We start from the raw sequence: 19,679 nt of genomic DNA, 5'->3' as shown, positions 1-19,679 counted from the left end.
GGATTGCTTAAAACTCTACCTAAACCGGCTCCCTCTTGTCGAGAGAGCCGGTGTTTGCTGAGACTAACTGCTCCACAAAGTATCCAGTGGCGTACCCAATCCACCGGAGTGCAACTGGGTGATCTGCGTGGTGGTAATACCAGCCGCTGTCCATGCCGCCTTTGTGCTGAAGGCCGCAGCTTGTACCGAGTCCATACTGGACAACTGCGTGGTGGTCAAGGCAGCCATCTGCGTCTTGGTCATATTCTGCAGCTCAACAGCAGTAAGACCATCGATCTGCGTTGTAGACAAGGAGACAACCGCTGTCTTGGTCAGAGCCCGAATCTGATCTGTGGACAAGCCAGTGATCTGACTGGAGCTCAAACCACCCAACTGGGTTGTGGTCAACGCAACAATCTGCGTCGTGGTCAAACCATCCAACTGCGTATCCTCAAGAGCAACCAATTGCGCCGTGGTCAAACCAAGCATTTGTGTACTCTTCAAGCCAGCCAAATGACCAGAGGTCAGGCCATCCAACTGGGTGTTGGCCAAACCAGCCAATTGAACAGAGGTAAGACCCACCAACTGCGTTGTGGTCAAGATACCCAACTGTGCTGAAGTGAGACCATTCAACTGGGTATCCTTCAGGTTCTTCATCTGTGCCGAAGTCAAACCAGACAACTGCGTATCAGCAAAGCTGGCCAACTGTACTGAGGACAAAGCATCCCACTGGGTGATAGCAAATCCACGCAACTGCTCAGAGGTCATGCCATTCAACTGCGTATCCGCCCAGGTGCTCAACTGTGCCGAGGTCAAACCTCTCAGTTGTGTGGTCGAGAAGGAGCTGATCTGCGACGAAGAGATGCCATCCAACTGCGTTCCAGCCAAAGTCTTCAACTGCGCCGAGGTCAATCCATTCAACGGACCATCAACCATGCTGCTCAGAGCTGTTGAACTCAGGCCATCCAACTGCGTTCCAGCCAAGCCCTTGAATTGCAGAGAGGTTACACCAGCCAACTGGGTCACCGCCAACTGACTCAACTGTGTGGAGGTCAATCCACCCAACTGAGAATCATTCAAAGCAGCCAACTGCGTCGATTGCAAGCCATCCAACTGCGTACCTGCCAGGCTGCCCAACTGTGCGGAGGTCAAACTCACCAATTGGGTATTGGCCAAGCCAGTCAGTTGCAACGAACTTAAACCATTCAGTTGCACGGATGTTAACGCCTTCATTTGCAGCGAAGTCAGACCATCGAGTTGGGTATCAGCCAACCCAAGCAACTGACCAGTAGCCAAACCAGCCAATTGCGTTGCCGCCAAATTTGTCAGGATCGACGAAGTCAAGCCATCCAACTGGGTATCAACCAATCCACTCATCTGCGCAGAGAGGAAGCCATTCATCTGCGTGGCTACCAGAGTTGCAAGAACTGTCGAGGTCATACCGCTCCACTGCGTTGCCGCCAAGGAGGCCAGTTGTACTGAGGTCAAGCCCGCAACTTGGGTATCCGCCAAGTCAGACAATTGATCATCGGCCAAGCCATTCAACTGTACCGCTGTCAATTTACGCAACTGCAACGAACTCATGCCATCAAGCTGTGTATCTTCCAGGCTGGAGAGCAGGGTAGAGGTCAAACCACTCAATTGGCTATCCGCCAAGCTGACCAACTGCAATGAGGTCATGCCAGCCAACTGCGTGGCAGCCAAGCTGGCCAGTTGGCTCGACTTCACACCATCCCATTGCGTTGTTGCCAACGAAGTCAACTGTGCTGCCGACAGACCATTCAACTGGGCTGAGCTGAAACCAGCCAAAGAGGTTGAGGTCAGACCATTCAGTTGTGTATCCGCCAAGCCAGCCAAATTGGTCGAGCTTAGTCCAGCCAATTGCGCCGAAGATAAAGCTGTCAACTGTATAGAACTCAAGCCATTCCACTGCGTTCCTGCCAGGGTTCCCAACAGGCTTGAAGAGAGGCCAGCCAACTGTGTATCAACCAAACCGCTCAGTTGCAGTGAACTCAAGCCATCCAACTGCGTACCGACCAGGGAAGCAAGCTGCTTGCTCACCAAGCCGTTCAACTGGGTATCCGCCAACTGACTCAAACGTGCGGAGCTCAAACCATCCAACTGCGTGACCGCCATGCTACCCAACAAGGAGGAGGTCAGACCATCCAGTTGCGTATCCGCCAGCGTGCTCAGTTTAGCCGAGGTCAATCCACGCCATTGGGTGCTGGCCAAAGAGCTCATCTGGATAGAGGTCAAACCATCCAACTGCGTCCCCACCAGGGAGGCCATTTGACCAGAGGTCAAACCATTGAGCTGGGTATCAGCCAAGCCGGTCAGTTGCAATGAAGTCAGGCCACGCAATTGATTATTGGTCAAAGCACTCAATTGGCTATTGAGCAGACCATTCAATTGGGTATCGGCAAGCCCTTGCAGTTGTGCAGAGCTCAATCCTGCCAACTGTGCGGAGGCCAAACCTGCCAACTGTGCAGAGGTCAAACCATTCAACTGGGTATCAGCCAACGATGCCACCTGAGCCGAGGTCAAGCCAGCCAACTGGGTATTCGCCAACTGATTCAGAGAGAGCGACTGTAAACCATTCAACTGGGTAGCAGCCAACCCCTTCACTTGCGTGGATGCCAAACCATCCAACTGCGTATCGGCCAAAGCAGTCAGTTGCAAGGAGGACAATCCATTCAACTGGCTCTCATTCAGGCCAGTCAACTGTCCTGAGATCAGCCCATTCAATTGCGCATCCACCAAACCAGTCAATTGTCCTGAGGTCAAACCATCCAACTGGCTATCTGCCAAGCCACTCAACTGCGTTGAGACCAAATTATCCAACTGCGTATCAGCAAGACTACTCAACTGTGCCGACTTCAGCCCATTCAACTGGCTATCAGCCAACCCCTGCAGTTGCGAAGCACTCAACCCATTCAACTGTGCTGTGGTCAGCCCATTCAACTGTGCCGAACTCAACCCGTTCAACTGCGTATCTGCCAAACCAGTCAACTGCGCTGAACTCATACCAGCCAGTTGGGTCACCTCCAACGAAGCCAGTCCAAGAGAGGTCAAACCATTCAACTGGGTATCCGCCAAACCAGCCATCTGCGCCGAGAGCAGACCATCCAGTTGGGTATCCACCAAGGCATTCAACTGCAACGAGGTCAAACCGTTCAACTGAGTATTGGCCAAAGTAGCCATCTGCGTCGAAATCAGACCATTCAACTGGGTATCTGCCAGAGCCTGCAAGCTCAAGGAGAGCAATCCATTCAATTGCGTTCCTGCCAGGCTACCCAATTGATCAGATCCCAGACCGTTGAGTTGCGTATCGGCCAAACCAGACAGTTGTGCACTTGCCAAGCCATTCAACTGAGCACTGCTCAAACCAGTCAACATCAGTGAAGAGAGACCATCCAACTGCGTACCAGCAAGTGAAGCCACCTGAGACGAGATCAAACCATCCAGTTGCGTATCGGCCAAACTGGTCAATTGCAAGGAGGCCAAGCCATTCAACTGTGTAGCCGCCAAACCAGCCAACTGACTGGAGGTAAAGCCATTCAACTGCGTATTGGCCAGAGTGGTCAATTGGCTTGAGGTCAAGCTGTTCAATTGGCCATTAGACAATGCCGCAAAGGTGACCGATGACAGCGAATCCAATACTGTCGAGGCCAGCGTACCCAAACGGTTGGTGGACAACCCTTGCAGTTGTGTATCCGCCAGCGCCAGATATTGACTCAGGCTTAAGCCAGCCAACTGCGTGTTCTTCAAGACGCTAAACTGCAGCGAAGACATACCGTTCAACTGGGTATCGGCCAAGCTGGTCAACTGCACCGAGGTCAAACCAGCCAACTGCGTCGTCGTCAACAGACCAAGAGCTGTCGAGGTGACACTGTTCAACTGGGTATCGGCCAAAGTGGAGAGCAACGTGGAGGTCAAACCAGCCATCTGGGTAGCCGCCAGAGCATACAAGCGCAGCGAGCCCAAACCATCCAACTGTGTACCCGCCAAACCAGCCAATTGCGCCGAGGTCAGACCATCCAACTGGGTATCCGCCAACGAGGACAAAACCGTACTGGTCAAGCCATTCAAGAGCGTACCGTTCATGGTTGCCAATTGTGCAGAGCTCATACCATTCAGTTGTGTATCCACCAAGGCAGACAACTGTACGCTGGTCAATCCACCCAACTGTGTCGCCACCAAGCCTGCCAAGCGCAGCGAGGTCAAACCATTCAACTGGGTATCGGCCAACCCCTTCAACTGTGCGGAGAGCATACCATCCAACTGTGTATCGGCCAAACCGGTCAGGCTCACCGACGACAAACCATCCAGTTGTGTTCCCTTCAACACCTTCATCTGCAAGGAGGTCAAACCGTTCAGTTGGGAATCTGCCAAGCCCTGCAAACCAAGAGAGGACAAACCTTCCAACTGCGTGCTGGCCAAACCGGTCAACTGCATTGATAACAAACCATTCAACTGCGTGTCAGCCAAGGCACCCAATTGCGCTGTCGCCAGACCATTCAACTGGGTATCAGCCAAGGATTGCAGACCCAGAGAGCTTAAACCATCCAACTGGGTGTTGACCAACTCCTTCAATTGACTGGAAAGCAAACCGTTCAATTGGGAATCCGCCAAAGCTGCGATGCGACTAGAGGTGAAGCCCTCCAGTTGTGCACTATCCAAGCTGTTCAACTGCAGTGAAGTCAAACCATTCAATTGCGTGTCGGCCAAGCCATAGAACTGCAGGCTGTTCAGACCGTTCAAAGCCGAGGTACTCAGACTGGCCAGAGCAAGAGAGCCCAAACCATCCAACTGCGTACCCACCAGAGCCGCCAATGCCGCTGAATTCAACCCCGCCAACTGGCTATCCGCCAGTCCAGCGATGGCGTCAGAGGTCAAACCATCCAACTGTGTACCTGCCAAGCTGGCGATTGCCGTAGAGGTCACCCCATTCAACTGCGTATCAGCCATGCCCGCCAATTGCGAGGAGGTTAAACCATTCAACTGTGTACCCTCCAAGCCGGTCAGTTGCAGAGAGGCCAAACCATTCAATTGCGCATCGGTCAAGAGTTTCAACTGGGCAGAACGCAAACCATTCAACTGCGTATCGGCCAAGTTGGTGATATTGGTGGCAGTCAAGCCATCCAAATGAGTCACAGCCAAGCCAGCCAATTGTACTGAGGTCAAACCATTCAACTGGGTATCCGCCAGAGCGGCCAAACTTGCCGAGGTCAAGGAATGCAACTGCGCCGCTGACAAGGAAGCAATTTGCACCGAGGTCATCCCATTCAACTGGGTATCAGCAAATCCAGCAAATTGCGCTGAACTCAGACCAGCCAACTGCGTCCCTGCCAAGGAACCCAACGTCACCGAGCTCAAACCATTCAATTGGGTATTGACCAACCCCTTCAACTGCGCCGAGGCAAAGCTGTCAAACTGCGTATTGACCAAGCCACTCAATGCTGCCGAGGTCAAACCTTTCAGTTGTGCTGCTGACAAACCGGTCAACTGCGTGGAAGTCATACCATTCAATTGGGTATCAGCCAGTCCCAGCAACTGTGCAGTGGTCAAACCATCCAACTGCGTATCGGCCAATCCTTGCAACTGCAACGAACCCAGACCGTTCAACTGCGTGTCAGCCAAGGAAGCCAATTGAGCGGAGGTTAAACCATTCAACTGGGTATCCGCCAGATTGGTCACATTGGTTGAGGAGATACCATTCAGTTGCACCACCGACAGTTTAGCCAATTGTGCCGAACTCAATCCGTTCAACTGGGTATCGGCCAAACTGCTCACCAGAGTCGATGTCAAACTGGAGAGTTGTGTGGCTGCCAACCCGCTCAACTGCAGCGACTGCAAACCATTGAGTTGGGAATCTGCCAAACCAGCCAACTGCGTGGAGATTATGCCATTCAACTGGGTATCGGCCAAACCGGTGAGCTGCAACGAAGACAAGCCATTCAACTGGGTAGCAGCCAATTTGCTCAACTGCGTCGAGGTCGCCCCATTCAACTGCGTATCCGCCAACGATTGCAGCAACAATGAGCTCAGACCAGTCAACTGCACTGTCTCCAAACCAGCCAAATGAACCGAACTCAAACCATTCAACTGGGTATCCACCAACGTGGCCAATTGTGCAGTGCTCAAGCTATCCAACTGCGAATCAGCCAGAGCAGACAACTGCAACGAAGTCAACCCATTCAATTGCGTGGCAGACAACAACTTCAATTGTGAAGAGAAGAGGCCATTCAACTGCGTATCAGCCAAACCGGTCAATTGCAGCGAACCCAAACCATCCAACTGGGTGGCATCCAAACCTGTCAACTGCACGGAGCTAAGACCATTCAACTGCGTATCCGCCAACGCAGTCAACTGAACAGAAGTCAAGCCTCCCAATTGGCTATCCGCCAACGCAGTCAACTGCAGCGAAACAAAACCATTCAACTGGGTATCGGCCAAGCCGCTCAATTGCCCAGAGGTGAGACCATTCAACTGGGTGTCGGCCAGACCGGTGAGACTCAATGACTGCAAACCATTCAATTGTGTCCCTGCCAACGAGGTCAGTTGTACCGAGCTCAGTCCATTCAACTGGGTATCTGCCAATCCAGCCAACTGGCTAGAGCTCAAACCATTCAACTGCATTACCGTCATCCCAGCCAAACCGCTACTGAGCAGACCATTGAGTTGCGTATCGGCCAAGCTGGCCAAAACAGCAGAGCTGATACCAACCAATTGCGTATCGGCCAAAGCATTCAACTGCAGCGAGCCCAAACCATTCAATTGTGTGGCGGCCAGTGTCGCCATTTGCCCAGAGCTCAAACCATTCAACTGCGTATCCGCAAGGGATGTGAGCAGAGCCGAGGTCAAGCCATTGAGCTGTGTACCCGCCAAACCGCTAAGCTGTCCAGACTCCAAACCATCCAACTGGGTATCAGCCAACGAAGCCAACTGTACCGAGGTCAAGCCATTCAACTGGGTATTGACCAGGAGCCCAAAGATTGAATCGTCAAAATTATTCAATACTGCCGTTGACAACGAAGCCAATTTAACTGAGGTCAGCCCACTCCACTGCGTATCTGCCAGGGAGCTGATTTGCAGAGAGCCCAAACCAGCCAACTGGGTACCCGCCAACAGACTCAATTGCGTGGAGGTCAAGCCATCCAATTGGGTTTCTGCCAATGAGCCCAACATCACCGAGGTAAGACCCCGCAGTTGTACTGCGCTCAGTGCGGTCAAGGCCAGTGAGCCCATACCATCCAACTGCGTATCAACCACAGTTGCCCATTGTGCAGAGGTCAACCCTGCCAACTGGGTATTGGCCAACGCACTCAATTGCAGCGATTGCAAACCATCCAATTGTGCAGAGCTCAAAGAACGCATCTGCATCGAGCTCAGGCCATTCAGTTGCGTATCCGCCAAGCCAGTCAGTTGCGTCGATGTCACACCATCCAACTGGGTCATGGAAAGACCAGCCAACTGCGCGGAACTCAAACCGTTCAATTGGGTATCGGCCAGGCCACTCATCTGTGCTGAGGTCAAGCCGTTCAACTGGCTATCGGCCAATGCAGTCAACTGCAGACTGGCCAAACCATTCAACTGCGTATCCGCCACACTGGCCAACTGTTGCGAGGTGACACCGTTCAACTGGGTATCGGCCAACGACCCCAGATTGACCGAAGAGAGGCCATTCAACTGCACTACCGTCAGATTCTGCAGTTGAGTAGAGCTCATACCATTCAACTGCGTATCCGCCAAACCAGAGAGCAGAGCCGAACTCAATCCACCCAATTGCCCTGCTGTCAATCCAGAAAGCTGCAGCGATTGCAAACCATTCAACTGGGTATCCGTCAAAGCTGCCAACTGGGCCGAGCTCAAACCATCCAACTGGCTATCTGCCAAGTTGGTCAACTGCACCGACTGCAGACCATTGAGCTGGGTATTGACCAAGCCAGACAACTGCCCGGAACGCAAGCCATTAAGCTGGGTATCCGCCAATGCCAGCAAATGCGCTGAAGTCAAACCATCCAACTGGCTGCCTGCCAACCCCTGCAACTGCGCCGAAGTCAGCCCATCCAGTTGCGTATCGGCCAAACTGTTCACTTGTGCAGACAACAAACCATTCAATTGCGTATCTGCCAAGCTGTTCAATGCCAAGGAGTACAAACCGTTCAGTTGGGTAGCCGCCAACGAACGCAACCCTTCGGTCGCCAAGCCATTCAGTTGTGTATCCACCAGGCCAGTCAACTGCGCCGAGGACAAGCCATTCAATTGTGCGGCAGAGAGTGAAGCCGCCAAGCTGCTCGACAAACCATTCAGTTGTGTATCGGCCAAAACTGCCAATTGCGCAGAAGTCAAACCAGCCAACTGGCTACCAGCCAAACCACTCAGCGAGAGTGAACCCAATCCATCCAACTGGGTGCTCTTGAGCGCCTGCAACTGTGCTGACTGCAACCCGTTCAATTGGGTATCAGCCAATCCTGACAATTGATCCGAAGTCAAACCAGCCAACAATGCCGTCGAGAGAACTTTCAGTTGTCCCGAACTCAGACCATTCAGTTGGGTATCAGCCAACACCATCAAGCGTGCTGAAGACAAACCAGCCAATTGTGTCGCCGCCAACCCGGTCAACTGCATCGACAGCAAGCCATTCCACTGCGTGTCCGCCAAGGTGGACACCTGTGCACTGCTTAAACCATTTAATTGTGTATCTGCCAGCCCTTGCAACGCGAGAGAGGTCAAACCATCCAGTTGTGTAGAGGCCAATCCAACCACTGCAGAGGAGCTCAAACCATTCAATTGCGTATCAGCCAAAGCAAGCAGACGCGCTGAGGTCAAACCATTCAACTGGGTACCAGCCATGGCGGTCAGTTGTGTCGAGGTCAAACCATTCAACTGGGTATCCGCCAACCCCAACAGTTGGGCGGAGCTCAAACCTTTCCACTGCGTAGTCGCCAACGAGGTCAATTGCGTCGAGGTCAAACCATCCAACTGCGTGTTGCTCAAGCGCTGCAACTGCGTTGAGACCAACCCATTCAACTGGGTATCCGCCAACGCCTGCAGACGCAATGAGTAGATGCCACTCAATTGAGTCGACACCAAACCAGCCAACTGCAGGGAGCCCAAGCCGTTGAGCTGTGTATCGGCAAAACCAAGCAAACGTAGCGAATTAAACCCATCCAGTTGTGCATTGGACAACGATGCCAATTGAACGGAAGTGAGACCATTGAGTTGGGTATCAGCCAAAGCTGCCAACTGGGCAGAGGTCACATTATCCAGTTGGGTATCGGCCAAGCTGCCAAGAACCAGCGATACCAGACCATCCAACTGGGTATTGGCCAACCCCTTCAACTGCATCGAGGTCATACCATTCAACTGGGTATCAGCCAGTGCATTCAACTGCAGAGAACCCAAACCAGCCAACTGCGAATCTTTCAAAGCTGTCAACTGCGTCGAGGTCAAACCATTCAACTGCGTGTCGGCCAAAGCAACCAATTGCAGGGAGGTCATGCCAAGCAACTGGGTATCGGCCAAACCCATCAAGGCCAAGGAGGCCAATCCATCCAACTGGGTATTGGCAAAGCCAAGCAAGAGGTCGGAAGAGAGACCATTCAACTGGCTATCTGCCAAACCCGACAATTGCGATGAAGACATGCCATTGAGTTGTGCTGAACTCAGCGAATCCAACTGCAGCGAGCCCAAACCATTCAGTTGGGTATCGGCCAAACCAGCCAAATGTGCTGAACTTAAACCGGTCAACTGGGTATTTGCCAAACCGCTCAGTTGCAACGAACCTAAACCATTCAGTTGGCTGTCCGCCAAGACCGACAACTGGCCATAGCTCATGCCGTTCAATTGGGTATCAGCCAAGCCGCCCAAACGCAACGAGAGCAGACCATTCAACTGGGTATTGGCCAAGCTCGCCACATGCAGAGAGCTCAAGCCATCCAATTGGGTATCCGTAAGCGCATTAAGCTGCAGCGATTGCAAACCATTCAACTGTGCTGTGCTCAATTGCGACAAGGAGAGCGATTGCAAACCGTCCAGTTGTGTATCAGCCAAAGTGGACAACTGCGTCGACAACAACCCAACCAGTTGTGTATCAGCCAACGCACTGAGCGAAAGCGAAGACAAACCATCCAGTTGCGTTGAGGCCAAACCCTTCAACTGCATGGAAGTCATGCCGTTGAGCTGGGTATCCGCCAAGCCCTTCAGTTGCAAGGAACCCAGACCATCCAACATCGTGCTGGCAAAAGAGGCAAACTGCAACGAACCCAAACCATTCAACTGGGTATCCGCCAGGCTACTCAACAAGGCAGAGTTCATACCACGCAACTGCGTATTGGCCAAATTACCCAGCGCCACAGAGGTCAAACCATTCAATTGCACTGCCGTGAGCTGCCCGATATGCGATGAGGTCAAAGCATCCAACTGCGTATCGGCCAAACCAGACAATTGAACGGAGGTCAAACCATCCAACTGTGTCGCAGACAAACTGAGCAACTGCCCTGTGCCCAAACCATCCAACTGCGTATCCGCCAAGCCAGAGAGTTGAACTGAGGTCAAACCACCCAACTGCGAATTATCCAACTGCCCCAGGCTGACCGAGGTTAAACCATTGAGCTGGGTATCCGCCAAGGTTGTCAACTGCGCCGATGCCAACCCATCCAACTGGGTATCCGCGATCGCCTTGAGTTGCGTAGAGGTCAAACCGTTTAACTGGGTGCCAACCAAGCTCTGCAACTGTACAGAACTCAACCCATTCAACTGGGTATCCGCCAAACCAGTCAATTGAACAGAGGTCAAACCTTCAAGCTGCGTCACCGCCAGCGCACTCAACATCGCTGAAGTCAAGGCATCCAACTGCGTGTCAGCCAGTGTGGAGACCTGTGTTGAGGTCAAACCGTTCAACTGGGTGTCCACAAAGTTGCTCAAACGCAATGAGTACAAACCATTCAACTGCGTAGCCGACAAACCAGCCAGTTGCGAAGAGGTCATGCCATCCAACTGCGTGTCGGCCAACCCCTGCAATTGCAATGATTGCAGACCGTTCAACTGAGAATTGGCCAAACCTTGCAGTTGCAGCGAAGTCAACGCATTCAACTGGCTATCGGCAAGAGCTGCCAACTGCACCGAGGGTAAACCATTCAACTGTGAGTCAGCCAATGCCACCAGACTCAAACTGAGCAAACCATTCAGTTGTGTATCTGTCAATCCGGCCAGTTGCGCCGAGCTCAAACCATTCAACTGGCTGTCAGCAAGGGCCGTCAACTGCGTGGAGGTCAGACCATTCAGTTGTGTAGCAGCCAATGCAGACAACTGATCTGAAGTCAGACCATTCAATTGTGTGTCCGCCAATGCCGTCAATTGCGACGATGTCAAACCTTTCAACTGCGAACTAACCAGCCCGCTCAACGCCAGCGAATAGAGCCCATTAAGCTGCGTATCTGCCAAACCAGCCAATTGCGCCGAGCTCACGCCATCCAACTGCGTGTCGGCCAAAGCGGACAATTGCAACGAGACCAGGCCATCCAACTGCGTTCCAGCCAACCCCTGCAACCGCCCAGAGGTCAAACCATTCAACTGCGTATCCGCCAAAGCGGTCAATTGCAGAGATGTCAAACCATCCAACTGCGTGTCGGCCATGGAGGTCAATTGCAAGGAAACAAACCCGTTGAGCTGCGTATCAGCCAAACTCTGCAACTGTACAGAGCGTAACCCATTCAACTGGGTATCCGCCAAACCAGTCAACGACAAAGAGCCCAAACCATCCAACTGGGTATCGGCCAGAGCCTTCAACAAACCGGAACGCAACCCATTCAACTGGGTATCCGCAAGAGCGGTCAATTGCGTTGAAGTCACACCATCCAACTGCGTGTCAGTAAGACCACTCAGTTGCATCGACAACAAGCCGTTCAGTTGGGTATCAGCCAAAGCTTGCAACTGCAACGACAAGGCAGCATCCAACTGCGTATCGGCCAATGAGGTCAACGCCGTTGAGGTAAGACCGTTCAACTGCGTATCGGCCAACCCCTTCAAATGGGCTGAACTCAAACCATTGAACTGGGTATCTGCCAAACCAGTCAGTTGTACGGAGGTCAAACCATCCAATTGCGTGTCAGCCAGCGCCTTCAGTTGCAGCGAGGTCAAGCCATCCAACTGGCTGCTCACCAAAGCTGTCAACTGGCTGGAGATCAAAGCATTCAATTGGCTGTCTGCCAAACCGGTCAACTGCAGCGAGGCCAAACCATCCAACTGGCTATCTGCCAATGCTGTCAACTGCATGGAAGTCAGGCCATTCAACTGCGTATCGGCCAAGCCAGTCAACTGCACCGAACGCAAACCATCCAACTGGGTATCAACAAGAGCCTTCATCTGCGCAGAGGTCAAACCATCCAACTGCGTATCGGCCAACCCCTTCAATTGCTGCGACAGGAAAGCATCCAACTGGCTGTTGGCCAACCCAGTCAATTGCAGTGAAGTCAAACCATTCAACTGCGTATCGGCCAACTCGGTCAGTTGCGTCGACAACAGCGAATTCAACTGTGTATCGGCCAAAGAGCCAAGAGAAAGCGATGTGAGCCCATTCAACTGCGAATTTTCCAACGCCTGCAGTTGCGAAGAGAGCAGACCATTCAACTGGGTATCAACCAAACCACTCAATTGGACAGAACTTAAACCATCCAACTGGGTATCATTCAGACTGGTCACCTGCACCGAGGTCAAACCATTCAACTGCGTATCCGCCAAAGCGGTAACCTGCGTCTCCAACAGACCATCCAACTGGGTGTCTGCCAAGGAGGCAAGCGCCAACGAATACAAGCCATTCAATTGGGTGTTGGCCAAATCAGTCAGTTGGCCAGAGGTCAGACCATTCAATTGGGAGTCGGCAAGAGCACTCAATTGCAGTGACTGCAATCCATTCAGTTGCGAAACGGCCAATCCCTGCAGTTGTAACGAAGTCAAACCATCCAACTGGGTATCGGCCAACACCTTCAACTGTGTGGAAGCCAAACCGTCCAACTGGGTATCGGCCAGCGCCTGCAACTGCAGGGAATTCAAACCATCCAACTGGGTATTGGCCAAAGAGGTGAGTTGAACAGAGGTAGATCCATTCAGTTGCGTATCCGCCAACCCCTGCAACTGCAGTGAGGACAAACCATTCAACTGGGTCGCCGCCAAACCAGAGAGCTGTACGGAGGTCAATCCATTCAATTGGGTGTCGGCCAAGTTGGTCAACGTAGCCGAAGCAAGGCCATCCAACTGCGTGTCGGCCAAGGCTTGCAACTGTAACGAAAGCACGCCATCCCATTGCGTACTGGCCAGCGTAGCCAACCGGGAAGCCAACAGACCATTCAACTGCGTATCGGCTAACGCCTGCAGTTGCAATGAAGTCAAACCATCCAACTGTGTACCTGCCAAACCAGCCAATACATCGGAGGTCATGCCATTCAACTGTGTATCGGCCAAGGCGGTCAACTGGCTCGAGGTCAGACCATCCAATTGTGAGCCCGCCAAGCCACTCAACTGCAGCGACAACAAGCCATTCAACTGCGTATCAGCAAGGCTCTTCAACTGCACTGTGGCCAGAGCATCCAACTGGCTGTCAGCCAACACCTGCAACGCCAATGAATACAGACCATCCAACTGGGTTGTTGCCAGCGATTTCAACTGCAGCGAACCCATACCGCGCATCTGGGTATCGGCCAAACCTTGCAACTGCATGGAGCTCATTCCATCCAACTGCGTACCAACCAAACCCAACAGTTGCGTCGAGAGCAGACCATTCAACTGAGTGTCAGCCAAGTCCAGCATTTGCGACGAAGTCAGGCCATTCAACTGCGTATCAGCCAGACCATTCAGGCGCAATGATTCCAGACCGTTCAATTGCGTATCCGCCAGCGTTTTTAATACCGCAGAGGTCAAACCATTCAACTGTGTATCGGACAAACCAGCCAACTGCACGGAGCTCATACCGTCCAACTGGGTACCAGCCAAACTGGCCAGATGCAACGAGTTCAAGCCATTCAGTTGTGTATCCGCCAGACCACTCAATTGGTCAGAAAGCAGGCCATTCAACTGGGTGGCCGCCAAGCCGCTCAATTGCAACGAACCCAAACCATTCAACTGTGTATCCGCCAAATCACGCAGCAGGACAGTGCTCAAACCATCCAACTGTGTATCGGCCAACGAACTCAGAGACAACGAATTCAAACCATCCAACTGTGTGCCAGAGAGCGAAGCAAGTTGTGTGGAGGTCAAACCGTTGAGCTGCGTGTCGGCCAATCCCTGCAACTGCATGGAGTTCAAACCATTCAACTGGGTCGCCGCCAAAGCTGCCAATTCCGTATTGCTTAAACCGTTTAGTTGCGTGTCGGCCAATCCAGTAATCTGGGTAGACAACATGCCATCCAATTGGGTATCTGCCAGATTGGTCAGACTGACCGAGCTCAAACCATTCAACTGCGTATCCGCCAAACCTTTGAGCAGAGCAGAGGTCAAACCATCCAATTGGGTATCTGCCAGATTGGTCAGATTTACCGAGGTCATACCATCCAACTGCGTTCCAGACAGGGTGGCCAACTGTGCGGAGCTCAGTCCATTCAACTGCGTATCGGCCAGCATATTCAACTGCGATGAGCTCAACCCGTTCAACTGTGTGGCCGCCAGACCAGTCAATTGCAATGACCCTAAGCCATCCAATTGGGTATCTGCCAAACCGCTCAGTTGTCCACTGGTCAAACCATTCAACTGCGTGTCTGCCAAGTTGGTCAGATTTACTGAACTCAGGCCATCCAGTTGCGTTCCCGCCAGTGAGGCCAAGCTGCTGGAGCTCAATCCATTCAACTGCGTATCTGCCAGCCCCTGCAACTGCATGGAATACAATCCATTCAACTGCGTCCCGGACAACGATGCCAGCTCAGCCAGCGTCAATCCATTCAACTGCGTATCCGCCAAACCGGTCAATTGGTCAGACAACAAACCGTCCAACTGCGTATCGGCCAACGAACCAAGCCCCACACTGCCCAATCCGTTCAATTGTGTATCAGCCAGGGTCTTCAACAAAGTTGAGGTCAGACCATTGAGCTGCGTATCGGCCAAGCCGTTCAACTGTACCGACGACAAGCCATCCAACTGCGTTCCAGACAGCGCCGCCACCTGTGTTGCGCTCATACCATTCAATTGGGTATCCGCCAACGCCGTCAATTGCGTGGAGAGTAGACCGTTCAATTGGGTATCCGCCAGATTGCCCAGCATCAGGCTCAACAAACCATCCAATTGGCTATCAGCCAATGCACCCATTTGCCCACTGGTCAAACCATTCATTTGGGTATCGGCCAGAGATGCCAATTGCAGCGAGACCAAACCATTCAACTGCACATTGGACAAACTGGCCAATGCTGAGGAGGTCAAGCCGTTCAGTTGGGTATCCGCCAACAACCCCAACTGCATGGAGTTCAAGCCACTCAATTGAGTCGCCACCAAGCCGGCCAATTGTGATAACTGCAGACCATTCAACTGAGTATCGGCCAAATCAGCCAACTGGGTAGAGGTCAGACCATTCAGTTGGGTATCGGCCAACCCCTGCAGGCTCAAGCTTGCCAAACCGTTCAATTGGGTATCAGCCAGCCCAGCAAACTGTGTGGAGGTCAAACCATTCAACTGGGTATCCGCCAAAGCGGTCAGTTGTACAGAGAGCAATCCATTCAATTGTGTTGCCGCCAATGAGGCAAACTGTACCGAACTCATACCGTTGAGTTGGGTATCGGCCAACCCCTGCAACTGCAGAGAGGTAAGACCATTCAATTGCACATCCGACAACGAATCCAATTGCAGCGAAGCCAAACCATTCAACTGCGTATCAGCCAAAGAGGCCAGTTGTGTCGAGACCAGACCGTCCAACTGGGTATCGGCAAGATTGGTCAGAGAGACAGAGCCCAAAACATCCCATTGCGTGGTGGCCAGACCGCCCACTTGCGCCGCCTGCAAACCATCCAACTGGGTATCCGCCAAGCCCTGCAAAGAGAGCGACATCAAGCCATCCAATTGGGTATTGGCCAATGTTGCCAACTGCGAATCATCCAAACCGTTCAGTTGGGTATCCGCCAAGCCTGACAACTGACCAGAACGCAGGCCATCCAACTGGGTGTCATCCAGGGTACCCAGATTGACACTTCCCAAACCATCCAGTTGCGTATCCGCCAACCCCTTCAACAGAGTGGAGGTCAAGCCAATCAACTGGGTATCCGCCAATGCGCTCAACTGCATCGAACTCAAACCATCCAGTTGTGTACCAGCAACACCGGCCAGTTGATCGGAGGTCATACCATCCAGTTGCGTATCCGCCAACGCATTCAACTGCAAGGACTGCAAGCCATTCAACTGGCTATCTTGCAGACCTTTCAACCCCAACGAACCCAAACCATTCAGTTGGGTATCGGCAAGCACACTCAACTGCCCAGAGGTCAACCCCTCCAACTGCGAAGCAGCCAAACCCAATAACTGCAGAGAGGCCAAACCATCCAATTGGGTATTTGCAAAGCCTTTTAGTTGATCCGTTGTCAAACCATCGAGTTGGGTATCCGCCAAAGCGGTCAGTTGCAGCGAGGTCAAACCATTCAACTGGGTATTGACCAACAATGAGACTTGTGAAGAATAGAGGCCATTCAGTTGGCTGTCGGCCAAGGCGGTCAAATGACCTGAAGTCAAACCGGCCAGTTGCGTTCCATCCAGACTGCTCAACTGCAAGGAGCGCAGACCATTCAATTGCGTATCGGACAACCCTTTCAACTGCAGAGAGGCCAAGCCATCCAACTGCGTATCGGCCAAACCGCTCAATTGCAAACTCTGCAAGCCGTCCAGTTGGCTATTGGCCAAGCTCAAGAATTGATCGGTACCCAGACCATCCAACTGTGTATCCGCCAGGCCGGTCAACTGCAGCGAACGCATTCCATCCAGTTGTGTACCAGCAAACAGTCCAAAGTTGCTCGCTGTCAAACCATTCAATTGGGTATCGGCCAACGCCTTTAATTGCAGCGACACAAAACCATCCAACTGCGTATCAGCCAAACCAGCCAACTGCAGCGAACCCAGACCATCCAATTGTGAATTGGCCAATGAGGTCATCTGATCTGCCGTCAGACCATTCAGTTGCGTATCGGCCAAACCGCTCAACTGCAACGAGCCCAAACCATCAAACTGCGTCAATGCCAGACTGGTCAATTGGTCACTGAGCAAGCCATTCAATTGCGTATCGGCCAAAGCGGCAAACTGCAAGGAACGCATACTGTCAAGCTGTGTCGAAGCCAAACCGCTCAACTGCAGAGAGCGCAAACCGTTCAACTGCGTATCCGCATAGGCAGTCAATTGACCAGAGGTCAAACCATCCAGTTGGGTATCCGCCAAGGCGTTCAGTTGCAACGAATACAACCCGTCCATTTGGGTATTGGCGAGGCTCGCAAACTGATCTGAAGTCAAGCCATCCAACTGCGTATCAGCCAGAGCAGTGATACGAGCCGAATAGAGGCCATCCAACTGTGTGCTTGCCAACACGCCCATTTGTGTCGCCGACAAGCCATTCAACTGCGTATCAGCCAATGCCTGCAAATGCACCGAGCTCAAACCGGTGAACTGCGTCGTGGCCAAACCGGTCAACTGCAACGACTGCAAGCCATTATATTGGGTATTGGCCAGAAAATTAAGATGATCCGCCGACAAGCCATCCAACTGACTGTCTGCCAAAGCGGAAAGCTGGCCAGAGGTCAAACCATTCAATTGCGAATTGGCCAACGTGCTCAACTGCACCGAGGTGGCACCATTCAACTGGGTATCGGCCAGGGATTGCAACTGCAACGAGGCCAAACTATCCAGTTGCGTATCCTCCATCGAACCCAAACCGAGCGAGGTCAGACCATTCAACTGGGTATCGGCCAAATTCAAAAGCTGCACGCCCTGCAAACCATCCAGTTGCGTATCCACCAACTGTGACAGTTGCAAGGAACCCAAACCATTGAACTGGGTATTGGCCAAATAATAGAGCTGATCGGAGAGCAGACCATCCAACTGGCTGTCGGCTAGCCCCGACAACTGCAGTGAGGTCAAGCCATCCAACTGTGTATTTTCCATCAAGGACAGATTAACCGAAGTCATGCCATCCCATTGGCTGTCAGCAAGGCTCTTGAACTGCACGGAGGTCATGCCATCCAATTGGCTGTCGGCAAAAGCGGCCAATTGCAAAGAGCGCAAACCATCCCATTGCGTAGTGGCAAGGAAGGTGATTTGATCAGAAGTCAAACCATCCAATTGGGTATTTGCCAGTGCTGCCAACTGTCCGGAGGTGAGGCCATCCAACTGTGTTCTGGCCATGATGCCGATGGACGCGGAGGTCAACCCATTGAGCTGGGTATCCGCCAGAGAGCTGAATTGGACTGAGGTGATACCCGGCAACTGGGTCACGGCAATCGCCGCAAGAAAGGTGGAGTTCAAACCATCAAACTGGGTAGTAGCCAACGACTTGAGTTGCAACGAGGCAAAGCCTGCCAACTGTGTATCTGCCAACGCCTGAATTTGCAGAGAACGCAAGCCATCCAATTGGGTGTTGACCAACGCGGAAAACTGCATGGAATTGACTCCATTCAGTTGCGTATCCGCCAGACCCGGCAACTGCACAGAGGTCATTCCATCCCACTGCGAATCGGCAAACGTCGACAACTGCACCGAACTCAGACCATCCAACTGGGTATTGGCCAGCGTCTTCAGTTGCACGGATGTAAAGCCATCCAACTGCGTATCTGCCAGAGCCTGCAGTTGCAACGAACCCAAACCATCAAGCTGTGAACCTGCCAGGGAGCTCAGTTGATCAAAGGTCATTCCATCCAACTGGGTATTGGCCAGCGCCGTCAGTTGCAGAGAGTAGAGGCCATTGAATTGGGTGGCGGCAAGCGAAGAAAACTGATCGGAGAGCAGACCGTCCAACTGGGTATCGGCCAGGGACGCGATGCGCGTGGAGATCATGCCATCCAGTTGCGTGGTCGCCAACCCGGTCAGTTGCAGCGAACTCAAACCATCCAACTGGGTGTTGGCCAGGCCACTCAATTGCGTGGAGGTGAGACCATCCAGTTGGGTATCGGCCAGCGAGGTCACCTGCGTCGAGGAGAGATAATTGAGCTGTGTCGCTGTGGCGGTGGAGAGTGCTGCTGCCTGCAGTCCATCGATCACAGTGGTCGCCAAGGCCCCTGAAACACCAAAAAAATCCGCCTGGTTCGTAGAGGGAGTGTTGCTAGCCTGCAGGTCAGTTACACTGGTGAGATCGCTGGATGAACCTGTATACGTTGCCATTATTGAAATCCTCTTCTCTACGTTGCCCGAAAGTTCAGAGACCCGATTGTTGGATACACTGTCTTAACTTATGACCCGGCGATATCGCTCAGGAAAATCGATCATTTCACTTAACTGTAAAGCAGGCGCGCACAACCTCTATAGATCCTGCCTGATCTCAGGCACGATCCGGGCGCCTCTTCAACCCCTCGTCATGAATCGTCGGCAAAATCCGACCATTCCTTTAGCAAATTCGACCATAATGGCTGGAATTTTTTTCCTGGACATTTTCCGGCAGCCACCACAAGCCGAACCAACCCTGCTAAAAATCAACTTCAGAAGCTATATAACTCAAACAAAAGTCAGCAAGGAACAGCACAGGAGCAGGA

Annotated in this window: 1 protein-coding gene; it reads right to left on the bottom strand. The window is 52.5% G+C overall.

Going from position 1 to position 19,679, the window contains the following annotated elements:
- Window positions 1-63 precede the first annotated feature (63 nt).
- Window positions 64-19,311: a leucine-rich repeat domain-containing protein gene (locus EJP87_RS00030; RefSeq protein WP_130469816.1), complete on the bottom strand. Its 19,248-nt coding sequence runs from the start codon at window positions 19,309-19,311 to the stop codon at window positions 64-66.
- Between the last annotated feature and the right edge of the window lie 368 nt (window positions 19,312-19,679).

The organism is Candidatus Magnetaquicoccus inordinatus (genome assembly GCF_004217665.1).
Lineage (GTDB): Bacteria > Pseudomonadota > Magnetococcia > Magnetococcales > Magnetaquicoccaceae > Magnetaquicoccus > Magnetaquicoccus inordinatus.
This window is presented reverse-complemented; position numbering and strand designations above follow the sequence as displayed.